This is a genomic window from Candidatus Hydrogenedentota bacterium (assembly GCA_019695095.1).
Lineage (GTDB): Bacteria > Hydrogenedentota > Hydrogenedentia > Hydrogenedentales > SLHB01 > JAIBAQ01.
In genome coordinates, this window is record JAIBAQ010000169.1 from 1 (window position 1) to 12,649 (window position 12,649).

At 58.5% G+C, this 12,649-nt stretch carries 12 protein-coding genes; all 12 read left to right on the plus strand.

The window, feature by feature from the left end:
• Positions 1 to 259 precede the first annotated feature (259 nt).
• Positions 260 to 1,288 carry an anthranilate phosphoribosyltransferase gene (trpD, locus tag K1Y02_20575; protein ID MBX7258769.1) on the plus strand — a complete coding sequence of 343 codons (1,029 nt, stop codon included), beginning with the start codon at positions 260 to 262 and terminating at the stop codon, positions 1,286 to 1,288.
• A 12-nt stretch (positions 1,289 to 1,300) separates the two neighbouring features.
• Positions 1,301 to 2,086: an indole-3-glycerol phosphate synthase TrpC gene (gene trpC / locus K1Y02_20580; protein ID MBX7258770.1), complete on the plus strand. Its 786-nt coding sequence runs from the start codon at positions 1,301 to 1,303 to the stop codon at positions 2,084 to 2,086.
• Positions 2,087 to 2,219: 133 nt separating this feature from the next.
• Entirely contained in the window at positions 2,220 to 2,861 is a 642-nt protein-coding gene (locus K1Y02_20585; GenBank protein ID MBX7258771.1) for a phosphoribosylanthranilate isomerase, read from the plus strand.
• Positions 2,806 to 4,044 carry a tryptophan synthase subunit beta gene (gene trpB / locus K1Y02_20590; GenBank protein ID MBX7258772.1) on the plus strand — a complete coding sequence of 413 codons (1,239 nt, stop codon included), beginning with the start codon at positions 2,806 to 2,808 and terminating at the stop codon, positions 4,042 to 4,044. The genes K1Y02_20585 and trpB overlap by 56 nt, the downstream gene beginning before the upstream one ends.
• Entirely contained in the window at positions 4,044 to 4,862 is an 819-nt protein-coding gene (gene trpA / locus K1Y02_20595; GenBank protein ID MBX7258773.1) for a tryptophan synthase subunit alpha, read from the plus strand. Before trpB ends, trpA begins: the two co-directional genes overlap by 1 nt.
• 59 nt (positions 4,863 to 4,921) lie before the next feature.
• On the plus strand, positions 4,922 to 5,782 hold the full coding sequence (locus K1Y02_20600) for a prepilin peptidase (protein MBX7258774.1): 861 nt from the start codon (positions 4,922 to 4,924) through the stop codon (positions 5,780 to 5,782).
• Positions 5,783 to 5,912: 130 nt separating this feature from the next.
• Positions 5,913 to 7,088 (plus strand): chorismate synthase, encoded by a 1,176-nt coding sequence (gene aroC / locus K1Y02_20605; GenBank protein MBX7258775.1) that lies wholly within the window; start codon positions 5,913 to 5,915, stop codon positions 7,086 to 7,088.
• A complete protein-coding gene (locus tag K1Y02_20610; protein MBX7258776.1) occupies positions 7,085 to 8,056 on the plus strand; it encodes an MBL fold metallo-hydrolase in 972 nt (323 codons plus the stop codon). Before aroC ends, K1Y02_20610 begins: the two co-directional genes overlap by 4 nt.
• 149 nt (positions 8,057 to 8,205) lie before the next feature.
• Positions 8,206 to 9,270, plus strand: a complete 1,065-nt coding sequence (locus tag K1Y02_20615; GenBank protein ID MBX7258777.1) for a class I mannose-6-phosphate isomerase — start codon at positions 8,206 to 8,208, stop codon at positions 9,268 to 9,270.
• 106 nt (positions 9,271 to 9,376) lie between these two features.
• Complete coding sequence (locus K1Y02_20620; GenBank protein MBX7258778.1) at positions 9,377 to 9,973, plus strand: sigma-70 family RNA polymerase sigma factor; 597 nt, start codon at positions 9,377 to 9,379, stop codon at positions 9,971 to 9,973.
• Positions 9,952 to 11,238 carry a FecR domain-containing protein gene (locus K1Y02_20625; protein ID MBX7258779.1) on the plus strand — a complete coding sequence of 429 codons (1,287 nt, stop codon included), beginning with the start codon at positions 9,952 to 9,954 and terminating at the stop codon, positions 11,236 to 11,238. The genes K1Y02_20620 and K1Y02_20625 overlap by 22 nt, the downstream gene beginning before the upstream one ends.
• Before the next feature lie 909 nt (positions 11,239 to 12,147).
• Positions 12,148 to 12,649, plus strand: a 502-nt coding sequence (locus K1Y02_20630) for a hypothetical protein (protein MBX7258780.1), incomplete at its 3' end; no start/stop codon positions are given.

Consider the following 12,649-nt stretch of genomic DNA (forward strand, 5'->3'; position numbering starts at 1 on the left):
GTCCTTGTCGTCCTTGTCGTCCTTGTCGTCCTTGTCGTCCTTGTCGTCCTTGTCGGCCTTGTCGTCCTTGTCGGCCCTTACCTTCGATTCTGCCTGTTGACTTCCCCTTCACCGCATTGCTACATTCCGTCTGTGACTTTTTGAGGCACCGGCGCAACCGCAAACTCCCTTCGGAGCAACCCGAATGCGCCCTTATGTATGGCAACCCCCATCTCGCGACGATTCCTGGCAGTAGCGTCGCCGGTTGCAGGACTCCGCAATGATTCACGATGCGTTATCACTAGTACTTGAACGGCGCGATCTGTCCCGTGAGCAAGCCTCGCGGGCGATGACCGCTATCATGTCCGGCGAAGCCACCGCCGCGCAGATCGCCGCACTGCTCGCCGCACTGCGAATGAAGGGTGAAACCATCGACGAAATCGCCGGATTTGCTATGGCCATGCGTACTTTCGCTACGCCTGTACACACCTCGCGCCGTCCCCTGGTCGACACGTGCGGCACAGGCGGAGATTGCGCCGGCACTTTCAACGTCTCCACAACCGCCGCATTTGTCGTGGCCGGCGCCGGAGTCGCCGTCGCCAAACACGGCAATCGCAGCGCCAGCAGCCGTTGCGGAAGTGCCGATGTCCTTGAGAAACTCGGCGTACGCATCGACATGTCCGCCGCTGAAGTCGGCCAGTGCATCGATGAAATCGGCATAGGCTTCCTCTTCGCGCGCAGCTTTCACCAAGCCATGCGTCACGTTGCGCCCGTGCGATCCGAGCTCGGATTTCGCACGGTCTTCAACCTGCTTGGCCCTCTGACCAATCCCGCCAGTGCGTGCGGGCAAGTCGTCGGCGTGCCCGACCGTAAACTCGTCGAACCCATCGCCTATGTGCTCTCCAGCCTGGGCGCGCGCCGTGCCTTCGTCGTCTCAGGTGCCGATGGCCTCGACGAATTGACCTTGGCCGCGTCTACATGCGTCGCCGAAGCGCGCGGCGGTTCCGTCCAGACATACGAACTGACTCCCGAAGATGTCGGTCTTCCCCGCGCGCCACGCGAAGCTCTTCTCGGGGGCGATGCCGAAGCGAACGCGCACATCCTCCTCGATGTGCTGAAGGGTGTTAGAGGTCCGCATCGGGATATTGTATTGTTCAATGCCGCAGCAGGTATTCTTGCAGGGAGCGATACCGAAGCGGATTGGAGGGGCGCCGTTGATGCGGCGAACCAGTCTATAGATAGTGGGGCGGCTTTCGAAAAACTGGAGGCGTTAATCCGGTACGGCTCGATCGCCGGTGCGAACGCATAACAGGCAACACATATGATTCTGGACGAGATTTGCGCACACAAGCGGGTAGAAGTCGAAGAGCAGAAGAAGAAGGTCTCGCTCGTCGAGTTAACCGACCGGATTGAGCAGCGCCGCAAACCGCGCGATTTCCGGCTCGCTCTTCGAAAGACCGGCATCAGCCTAATCGCCGAAGTTAAACGCGCTTCTCCTACCCGCGGTACTATGATGGAGGAAATGGACCCCGCCGAACTCGCCGGCATCTATGCCCAGGGCGGCGCGCGCGCTATCTCTGTGCTTACCGACGACCGCTATTTCCGTGGGTCGTTGGCCGATCTGGTCGCCGTGCATCAGGCCGTCTCCGTGCCCGTTCTTCGCAAAGAGTTCATCATCGACGATTACCAGATCTATGAGGCCCGCGCCGCCGAAGCCGACGCGATTCTCCTCATAGTGCGCATACTCTCGGATGAACAAATAAAGGACTACCTGAAGTTAAGCACCTCGCTCGGCATGGCTACCCTTGTCGAGACGCATACCGCCGACGATATCGAGCGCGCTATGAAATGCGGAGCTCACATCATCGGCATCAATAACCGGGACCTCTCTACGTTCAACGTGGACATCAACACCACGCTCGAACTGAAGAAACTGGTTCCCGGCGGCTACGTCCTCGTGAGCGAAAGCGGCATATTCACGCGAGACCATGTCCGGCGCCTCGAAGACGGGGGAGTCGACGCTATCCTGGTAGGTGAAGCCCTTGTGACCAGCGGCAACATCGGAGCCAAGATTCACGAGTTGCTCGGCCTCTCGGACGACGAATAGCCGTCCATCGGGCGAAGCGCCGAACTTTAGCCGCACCTTTAGGCCGTTTTGCGTTCTTTTGGTCCCATAGGACCCATTGGTCCCATATGTCCCATATTCCTTCTTTCGCCCAACAAACGAAAGACTCAGACCAGTGCCCGACAACGAAACACGAGTTAAGATCTGCGGCATCACCTCCTACGAGGATGCACGAGCCATTTGCGATGCCGGCGCCGATGCCCTCGGCTTCAATTTCGCCCCCGAAGCAAAGAAGCGAGGCCGCTACATCACGCCCGACGACGCACGCGGCATTATTCGCCGTCTCCCGTCCTTTGTCAGCCACGTCGCGGTGACGGTTAACGATTCTCAAGAGAATCTGCTACACTACCTGACCTTTGTGGACCGAGTTCAGTTGCATGGCGAAGAATCTATCGAACTTTGTGCCTCTCTCGCGCCGGACGCGATAAAGGCCTTTCGAGCGGCTCCCGGGTTCCAGCCCGAGTCCATGCTGCGGTACCCGGCTTCCGCATACCTACTGGACGCGTGGGCGCCCGACGCCCGCGGCGGTACCGGCAAGGTATTCGACTGGCAGATTGCCAAGACCGCCGTGGAATTGGGTCATCCCCTGATTCTCGCAGGCGGATTGACCCCGGAGAACGTCGCCGACGCCGTGCGCGCCGTCCGGCCCTATGCCGTGGATACCGCGGGCGGCGTCGAAAGCGCCCCAGGAAAGAAAGACTATGCCAAAGTCCGAGAGTTTGTCCGAAACGCAAAAAGCGCCCTATCCGTTTCCTGACGAGCGGGGCCGCTACGGGCAGTTCGGGGGACGTTTCGTCCCCGAAACCCTGATGCACCCCCTCCAAGAGCTGGAGGAGGCCTTCAAGAACGCCAAAGACGACCCTGCCTTTGTCGAGACCCTGCGCCAATACCAAGGCAGCTACGTGGGCCGTCCCACGCCCCTGTACTTCGCCCAACGCCTTACCGAGCAGCTAGGCGGCGCAAAGCTTTACTTCAAGCGCGAAGACCTTGCCCACACCGGCGCTCACAAGATCAACAACGCCCTCGGTCAGGTGCTTCTCGCGAAGCGCATGGGCAAGTCCCGCGTCATTGCCGAAACCGGCGCCGGGCAACACGGCGTTGCTACCGCCACCGCGTGCGCCCTCCTCGGCCTCGAATGCGAGGTCTACATGGGCACCGACGATATGGAGCGCCAGCGCCTCAACGTGTTCCGGATGCGGCTCCTCGGCAGCAAAGTCACCCCGGTCCATTCCGGTACGCGCACACTCAAAGACGCCATCAACGAAGCCATGCGCGATTGGGTCACCAACGTTTCCAACACGCATTACGTGCTCGGAACCGTCGAAGGCCCGCACCCCTATCCGCTGATTTGCCGCGAATTCCAGAAGATCATCGGCAAGGAAGTCCGCGGGCAAATCCTGCAACTCGAAGGCAGGCTCCCCGATTTGCTTATAGCGTGCGTCGGCGGCGGCAGCAATGCCATCGGCTTGTTTTTTGAGTTTATCCAGGATGAATCCGTCCGCATGATCGGTGTTGAAGCCGGCGGCTACGGCCCCGAAACCGGCAAACACGCCGCCCGATTCTCCGGCGGCGTCGTCGGCATGCTTCACGGCGCCCTGAGCTACGTGCTTCAAGACAACGACGGCCAAATCCTCGGGACGCACAGCGTCTCCGCGGGACTCGACTACGCCAGCGTTGGCCCCGAACACGCCTACTGGCGCACCACCGGCCGCGTCGGTTACTCCTATGCCACCGATCAGGAAGCCCTGGAAGCTTTCCAACTGTGCAGCCGGACCGAAGGCATTATCCCCGCGCTGGAAAGTTCACACGCCATCGCGCATGCATGCAAAGTCGTCCCCACGCTGCCCAAAGACCATATCGTCGTCGTCAACATGTCCGGTCGCGGCGACAAAGACGTCGAGCAAGCCGCCCGCTTCATTCTCAACGGGGAGAAACCGTAGTGAACCGCATTGATGCCCGATTTCAAGAATTAGCCCAACGCGGACAACCCGCGTTCATACCCTTTATCACCGCAGGCGATCCAACCCTCGATGCCACGGCCCGCGTCGTCCTCGAGTTGGAGAAAGCCGGTGCCGACATCATCGAATTGGGCATCCCGTTCTCCGATCCCATCGCCGATGGAATCGTGAACCAGGAAGCCGCGCAGCGTGCTCTCAAGAACAACGTTACCCTGCACGATGTCGTGGCCCTCGTGAAGTCGCTCCGCACAAAGACACAGGTGCCCTTGCTCCTCTTCACCTATTTCAATCCCGTCCTCGCATACGGCGCCCAACCGTTCGCGAAGGACTGTAAAGAAGCCGGCGTCGATGGCATCCTCTGTGTCGATCTGCCGCCGGACGAGGCCGGTGAATTCAAGCAAGCGCTCGATGCCGCGGGTATCGCGACGGTCTTCCTGATCGCGCCAACCAGCACGCCCGACCGCGTCGAAATCATCGCGCGCAATTCCTCGGGGTTCATCTACTATGTCTCGCGCACCGGCGTCACCGGCGAACGCGCCTCCATTGAGCAGAGCGTGCAAGAAATGGTCGCGCAGATTAAACGCCACACCAAGACGCCCGTGGCCGTTGGATTCGGCATTGCCAATCCCGATCAGGCCAAGGAAATCGGATCCTATGCCGATGGTGTTATCGTCGGAAGCGCCATCGTTCGCATGGTCGGCGAACTTGGCGATGCACCCGATATGCCCGAAAAAGTAGGCGCTTTTGTGAAATCCCTGGCCGATGCGGCAAAATCTCGCCCCAGCGAGGTCGCTCCATGATTGTCCACACGGGGTGGACGTCGGCGCCCGCATTCGCCCGAGGTTAACAGGGGGAGTAGATGCCGGAACAAGAAGTCGATTTCGAACTGCTCGGAACACTGCTGTCCATCGTGTCCTTTATCCTGGGCTCCATGATCGGCAGTTTCCTGAACGTCTGTGTCTACCGCATTCCCCGTGGCTTGTCAGTCGTCAAACCTCGCTCGCGATGTCCAAAGTGCGAGAACCCCATCGCGTGGAATGACAACATCCCTGTCGTGAGCTGGCTGCTCCTCGGCGCAAAGTGCCGCCACTGCCAGACTCCTATCAGTTGGCAGTACCCCCTTGTCGAAGCCATCACCGGGGCCCTCTTCCTGTTTGTCTTCTGGCGCTTCGGCCTGACCATCGCCACCCCCGTGTACATGCTTCTGGCCGCTGCCTTGGTGCTCGTCACCTTCGTCGACCTCACCGACTGGACCATCCCCAATGAAGTCACCTTCCCCGGCATCCCGATGGGCCTGGTCTTCGCCATTGTCGCCATGTTCTATCCCGATAGCGGCCTCGTCGTTCTCGGTAGTTACGAGCCCATCTTCAACGCCCTCATCGGCGCCATCGTCGGCGGCGGCTCGCTTTATTTGCTCGATAAGCTCACGTTTTTGATACTTAAGAAGCGCGGAATGGGGTTTGGCGACGTAAAACTGCTCGCTATGCTCGGTGCCTTTTTCGGCTATCCCGGCGTCATCATGATCATCATGGTGGCCTCGTTCATTGGCAGCGCCATTGGGATCGGACTAATCTCATGGCAGCGATTCAAAGGCTCCGAAGAGACGGCCCACTACCTACCCTTCGGACCTTACTTGTCCTTGGGTGGCATCTTCGTGATGCTCTTTGGCCAGCAACTCTACACGTGGTACTTCGACTATTTGAACTCCAGCCCGATTTAACGGCTGGAACCACAAGAAATTCAAAATCTGAAGCACATACAATAGAATTGAACAAGTGGGAACCAGGGACTGACACAAGCGAAGCGTAGACGTGTCTGTCCTGCTTCCCACACCAAAAGGAATTGAAACAGTGCTCCGATATTTGACCGCCGGTGAATCCCATGGCCGTGGCGTATTCTGCCTCCTGGAAGGCTTGCCCGCTGGCCTCCGCGTCCAACCCGACGACATCAACTTCTGGCTCGCCGAACGGCAAAAGGGCTACGGTCGCGGTGGCCGCCAGCGCATCGAGAAGGACGAAGTGGATGTGCTCGCCGGCATACGCGGCGGCATCACGCTCGGCGGCCCCATCCTAATGGCCGTCTGGAACCGCGATTTCAAGAACTGGACCGACGCCATGGACCCCTGGGCTCCGTCTACCGGACCGCGCGCCAACAAGATCGTCCAGCCACGCCCAGGCCACGCGGACCTCGTCGGAGCCATCAAGTATGGACACGACGACTGCCGCAACATTCTTGAGCGCGCCTCCGCCCGCGAGACTGCCGGACGCGTCGCCGCCGGTGCCCTCTGCCGGAAGTTTCTCGCTGAATTCGGCGTCGACCTCGCCGGTCACGTCGTCCAAATCGGTTCCGCCATCGCCCATACCGAAAAGGTCGCGTCCGAAGACATCCGCAAGCTCTCCATGAAGTCCCAGGTCCGCTGCGTCGACAAAGAAGCCAGCGCCAAGATGGTCGAGGTCATCAAGAAAGCCAAGCGCGACAAGGACTCCCTTGGCGGTATCGTCGAAGTCCGTGCCTGGGGACTTCCCCTGGGTCTCGGCGACTACATCCAATGGGACCGCAAGCTCGATGCCCGCATCTCCCAGGCCATGATGAGCATTCAGGCCGTCAAGGGCGTCGAAATCGGACTCGGCTTCCGTGGCGCCGCCCGCGCCGGTAGCAAGTTCCACGATGAGATCGCCTACGAGCCCAGGAAGCGAGTGGGGGGGAAGTACCGCCGGCTCTCCAACAACCTCGGCGGATTCGAAGGCAGCATGACGACTGGCGAAGAAATCGTTGTCCGGGTCATGAAGAAACCCATCAGCACCCTCATGAAACCCTTGCGCAGCGTTAACATGTCCACCCACGAGCCCGCCCTCGCTGTCCTTGAACGAAGCGATACCTGCGCCGTGCCCGCACTTGCCATCATCGTCGAGTCCGCGCTCGCCATCGTTTTGGCCGAGGCGTACATTGAGAAGTTCGGCGGCAACACGGTGGAAGAGATGAAACGGAATTTCGATAGTTACGTTGACTACGTAAACGATAAATGACAATCTGGAATCCAAATCCCGATATCATTCCTATCGCGCTTCCCACTCCCTTTGTGGTCGGACCCGTCAACTGCTTCCTCGTGAAAGGTGACCCGCTCACCCTCGTGGATACCGGCCTGCAATCGGACGAATCGTATCAGGCCTTGACCAGCCAACTTGCCGAACATGGCTACTCCGTCTCGGATATTGAGGCCGTTCTTCTCACACATGCCCACGTGGACCACATCGGGCTGCTTGCGCGTGTGGTCGAGGAGTCCGGAGCGAAGACCTACGCCCACGTTTCAACGGCAAGCCAACTGGAACGCTACGAAGAGCACGAAGAACGCACACATTCCTTTATATTGCAAACACTTCGAGAATTTGGTACACCGGAGGCCATCATTCAGGCAACCGCCGAAGCCCGCAATACCTTTCGCGGCATGGCGGCCCCCGTTTCAGTCGATTACAGAGTGGAACATGGTGGAACAGCTATGAAATATACCGTCCGCTATGTACCGGGCCACTCTTCTTCGGACACGCTCTTTGTGGACGAGGCAAAACGCTGCGCCTTCTCCGGCGACCATCTGCTCAAGCGCATCAGTCCCAATCCCTTGATGCGCCGTCCCCGCCAGGGGCAGCCGCGCTCCAAAAGTCTAGTCGAATTTCAGAAGTCACTGCGCGAGACAAGAGAACTTGATTTAGAGGTATGCTATCCAGGACACGGCGATCCGTTCGGCGAGCATCGAAATGTTATTGATAATTTACTGGCGCGCCAAGAGAAACGTACAGAGAAGATCCGGGAAATCTTGCGGCAGGGCCCCATGACTCCCCATCAAGTCTGCGAAGCCCACTTCCCGGATATCGATGCCCAGTTCTACTACCTTGGGATGTCCCTCGCAATCGGACACCTCGAAGTCCTCGAAGAACGCGGACTCGCCACCCAAGAGACCCGAGACGGCGTACTCCACTACAGGCTCAATGCCCTATGATTCCGACGGGGACTGCTATCCGCAGGTTTGACTTGGACTATGTTGCCCTGAATTACTCGATCCTATACGGTGTTGCTTATTCTTGTTTTTAATATATTTCAAATTTGAGATCTCAAATTCCCCACTAATACGGAGTTGACCCACTAGCAATGTCCAGCGCCTTAGGTATACTTCATTTCGCAGAGCACTATGTCGAGCGCATCTGGGGCGGGCGGCGTCTACAATCAGCCTACGGCAAGCCGCTTCCTGTAGATGTCCCCATCGGTGAAGCATGGCTCGTCTCTGACCATCCCTCTGCTGAAAGCACCGTCGACGAGGGTCCGCACACCGGCCGTTCTCTTCACGATCTCATGCAGGAGTACGGCACCGCTCTGCTCGGCACTGCGGCAACTCCCACAATCCACGGCAGGTTCCCGTTGCTTCTGAAGCTGTTGGACTCGACCGATTACCTCTCCGTGCAAGTCCATCCCGACGATGCCTGCGCCCTTCGCCTGGGCGAACCCGACGTCGGCAAGACCGAAATGTGGCACGTTCTGCAATCGGACCAGGGGGGGCAGCTCTTCTGTGGCCTGGACCCCGCCGCGACACCCGAATCCCTGGCCCATGCCATCCGTGCCAACACCCTTGAATCCCTCTTGCCGCACTTCGCTGTCCAACCCGGCGATTCGGTCTTTGTCCCTGCGGGCACCATTCACGCCATCGGACCTGGACTCGTCCTTGCCGAAATTCAACAGAACAGCGACCTTACATATCGGCTCTACGACTGGGGCCGTGTGCAAGCCGACGGAACTCCCCGCGCCTTGCACATAGAGAAATCGGTGGCAGCCACCCATTTCGGCGAGCATCATCCCGGAAAAGCACCGTCTCTTCTCATGGACGACATCGGTGGCCGACGTAGCCTCCTCGCCGCCTGCCGATACTTCGCTGCGGAAAGACTCGACTTGGAATCCCCGTACAACCGGCAGACGCGCCACACCTCCTTTCATATCATCCTCGCACTCTCCGGCGCGCTAACAGTCACGACGGAATCCTCGACGCGTTCCCTTGCCCCCTCCGAAGCCGTGCTGATTCCAGCCGGCGAGGACTCGTTTACGCTGCAGGGACACGGCGTATGCCTCGATTACTATGTTCCCGATTTGCACCAGGATATCATCGTCCCTCTGCGCGACTCAGGGCACGCTGATTCGGCGATAGGTGCCCTGGTTCATCAATAACCTCAAGATAGTTCCAAAGTGGGGCGATCTATGCCCCCGTTTATCAATATTTCCACTATAATACGGTTCATGGTTAAGGCTCGGTAGTCCAACCAAGTGAGAACTGATGCAGTTCGAAGACACCCAGTTGGTTGCCCTTTGCTTAAAAGGGGACACCGCAGCTTTCGGCCGCCTAGTTGAAAAATACCAGGGCGCGGTCTACGCCACGGCTTACTACTATGTGGGCCGCTACGGAGCAGCCGAAGATATCGCGCAAGAAGCCTTCTTCCAAGCCTATCGAAGTCTCAGGCAGTTGAACGACGCCTCTCGCTTTGGACCCTGGCTGCGCGAGATTGCATGCCGAACCGCGGCCAATTGGCTTCGCAAGAACGGTAAACGTCTCACGACGGAGACCCCGCTTCCGTTTCGCCGTACGGTCTCCATTGAAGACCTGCGCGAAGGCCCCGGCCTCAAACTGGAACGCGCTGAACTCTACGAACGCGTGCAGAAAGCGGTAAACGAATTACCCGAACGGTATCGCCTGCCGGTTGTGCTGCGATACCTTCAAGAGTTGAGTTACGACGAGATTGGCGCCTTTACGGGCGATTCACGCGACGAAGTGCGCGGCATACTCCAGCGCGCCGGCCGTCAATTGCGGGATATGCTCGAAAGCCCCGATTCGAATCGGGAAGGAAGTCAGAATTGGCATCGTGCACGCGAATAGAGAATAGCCTGCAAGCCTATATTGACGGCGAGTTGGGTGACTCCGACCGCGTCATTCTGGAGCAGCATGTCGCCGAGTGCCGCGCCTGCGCCGAAAACCTGCGCCGCCAACAGCGGGCCAACGCCGTCGTCTTCGAAGCGTTCGCCCTGGACCGTCTCCGGACCTCCCTTCGCGCACGCGTACTCGAAAACCTCCCTGAAATGGAGTCCGTCCAGGAAGACATCGAGAGCGTCAATTGGCGCGCCAAGCATCCCGGACCCTGGTATACACGTACCGCCCAATTCGTGCCTGCCGCCGCATTGGCCGTGCTGGTCATCGTCGCGTTCGTCCTGCAGCACTATTGGCCGTCCTCAAGCACGTCTACCGAGAAGATCGGCCTCGTGTCATTTACGCATGGCATCATAAAGCGCTCGGAAGAAAACGCGACCGCGCGGAATGCCGTAAATCTCAACGACTACGTCCAATGCAATGACCGCTTCGAAACTGGCGCGCAAGCGTCCATGATGCTGTCGATTACCGGTCCCACGCATCTGAAGGCCGCCGGGGATTCGAGTTTCAAGGTCGTCGATTCGCGCCGCATACAACTTGAAAACGGCACCATTTGGGTCGATGTCGGCCACGACGGAAGCCTCTTCAAAGTCACAACTCCCGGGGGCGTGATCACCGTCTTCGGCACCATTTTCAGCGTCCAAGTCAAGAACGCGATCACCACCGTCACGGTCGAGCGCGGCCTCGTTCAAGTCGAGAATGGTACGAACTTCTGCCGACTGGAAGGCGGCCAACAGGTCACCATTTCCACCCAGGGACTCTCCGCTCCCATCGAAGTGGACGCCGCCGCTATTCATGCCTGGGCGAAACCCATCAGCCCCGACGCCGATTCCGAGGCCCTCTTCGAAGACGCCGTCTTGCCGAAGTCCGAAGCAACCGAGCTTCCTGGACGCGTCGCCTTCTTCGTCGACACCTCGCAAAACGGCAAGTCTTGGGACGTGACCGCCATCCGCGTATATTGGCAGCCCGATCAAATCGCCACCGGGCACTGCGGCTACGATGTGTATGTCTCGTCCGGCAACGGCACGCCTATCTTCAAGGCATTTATCGATGGCTCCGTCTTCGCCGACAAGCGCTCCAGTTCGTACGAGATCCCGGTCCCGAATGGACCGATTAGAGGCGTGATGTCTCTGATAGTTCGCTTGGTGCCCAACCGGGTCTCAGGCGACATTGTGAACAATACCCTAGACGTCAAAGCTATTGCGGTGAAACCGTAACGGATTATGAATGAAGCGACTATGAGAAGGCTTACGCTGCAAGAAGGTCATATATCAAGGACGCGATCGCGTGTCTGTGATCTTGAACATTGCCCTGTGCGTTCTTCAATCCAAAATCCAAAATCTAAAATCCAAAATATTCTTGTTTTTTCCCCCGGTCGCGGACACTCCGCGCCAGGTTCCCTGTTCAGAGAGGCGGGTTTTCGATACGCTACAATCAGTCTACCTCAAGTCACTCCTTCCCCAAGAGTAACTGCAGCCAGGAAGCGCCGGAGACCCGCCTTTCTGTCTTTCTTGTCTGCTGTTCAGGAGATTGGCCACACACCAAAGCATCGCCCCTGACAAAAAAAGAGGCAGTAGCCGTCGGGGTCGGCTACTGCCCACAAACACAGGACCGGCCACACGTACGAACCACCTGCTCGGTTAGGCGGCTCGTATGCCTCGCCTGTACCCGGATTGTAACATGTATACTGCGGTTTCGCAAACGCAGTATGCTTATATATCACAGTTTTAGCCTGTATTCCCACCCCGTCGCCGCCCGCATTTCTCATCAAAAATGCGTTCTACCCATAGACAAGGTTGTCATCTATCACTTCCGGTATACCGGCTAACTCTCATTCCCACAACCCCATTCTCTGAAGTGTGCCATTCATTAACCCTGCCCCAACCCCACGTCCACCCAAAACCGTCCTTCATGCGCCTCCGAAATCCCTTGACACACGCTGTCTACCATTTTCCAAAACCCCGCTCGCACTTCTTGCAGCTCGTTGTCAAGTGTTAGCGAGCCTTGTCTTTGGCATAACCGGACCTTACTCTTGCGCAACCCGCCGTCCCTACGTATCCTAAGCATCCGATTGCAGGGAGCCGTACTCCGGAGCCGACCCGCGCTTCATGACAGGGGGATTCGTCGTGTACAAGAATTTGTTGCGTACCGCTCTCTTGTTGACCCTGATCGCCTTCGCCGGTGGCCGCGTTTGCGCCGAAGGGATTCGCGTTGGTGACGCCTTCGCAAAAGGCAGCAAGGACGGTCAGTCCTGGACTATCGGCACGGGGTCCATAGAAGCGTCATTTGAGTTCGTAAACGGCCAACTGTCCCGAACCTCAATCGCCAACAAGACCGTCGATTCGACGTGCGTCTACGAATCCGAGTCGGCTCCCTTTGCGGTCGACGTACCTCACTCAGGCCCGTTCCGCTTCGAGACCCTGTGGTCGAAGTCCCTCAGCCCTGGCGCTTCAGCCGACCCTGCGTCAGAGCAACTTACTATCCCTGTGAAAAAGGACGATCTCATCGGATTCGGGGCTGTCACCCGCCTAGACGACAGAGGAGCCCTGATCGAGTGGCCCAGCACCCTTGACTACGGCGACGGAAGCCCGTGCCTTGCCTCCACCGACGACCCCACTTTCCCGCAAG

What these genes read in the sequence shown, in the direction of transcription:
- K1Y02_20615 (MBX7258777.1), top strand. Translation starts at nt 8,206, where the DNA reads ATGTCCAGCGCCTTAGGTATACTTCATTTCGCAGAGCACTATGTCGAG.
- K1Y02_20620 (MBX7258778.1), top strand. Translation starts at nt 9,377, where the DNA reads ATGCAGTTCGAAGACACCCAGTTGGTTGCCCTTTGCTTAAAAGGGGAC.
- trpD (MBX7258769.1), top strand. Translation starts at nt 260, where the DNA reads ATGATTCACGATGCGTTATCACTAGTACTTGAACGGCGCGATCTGTCC.
- K1Y02_20610 (MBX7258776.1), top strand. Translation starts at nt 7,085, where the DNA reads ATGACAATCTGGAATCCAAATCCCGATATCATTCCTATCGCGCTTCCC.
- K1Y02_20600 (MBX7258774.1), top strand. Translation starts at nt 4,922, where the DNA reads ATGCCGGAACAAGAAGTCGATTTCGAACTGCTCGGAACACTGCTGTCC.
- trpC (MBX7258770.1), top strand. Translation starts at nt 1,301, where the DNA reads ATGATTCTGGACGAGATTTGCGCACACAAGCGGGTAGAAGTCGAAGAG.
- trpB (MBX7258772.1), top strand. Translation starts at nt 2,806, where the DNA reads ATGCCAAAGTCCGAGAGTTTGTCCGAAACGCAAAAAGCGCCCTATCCG.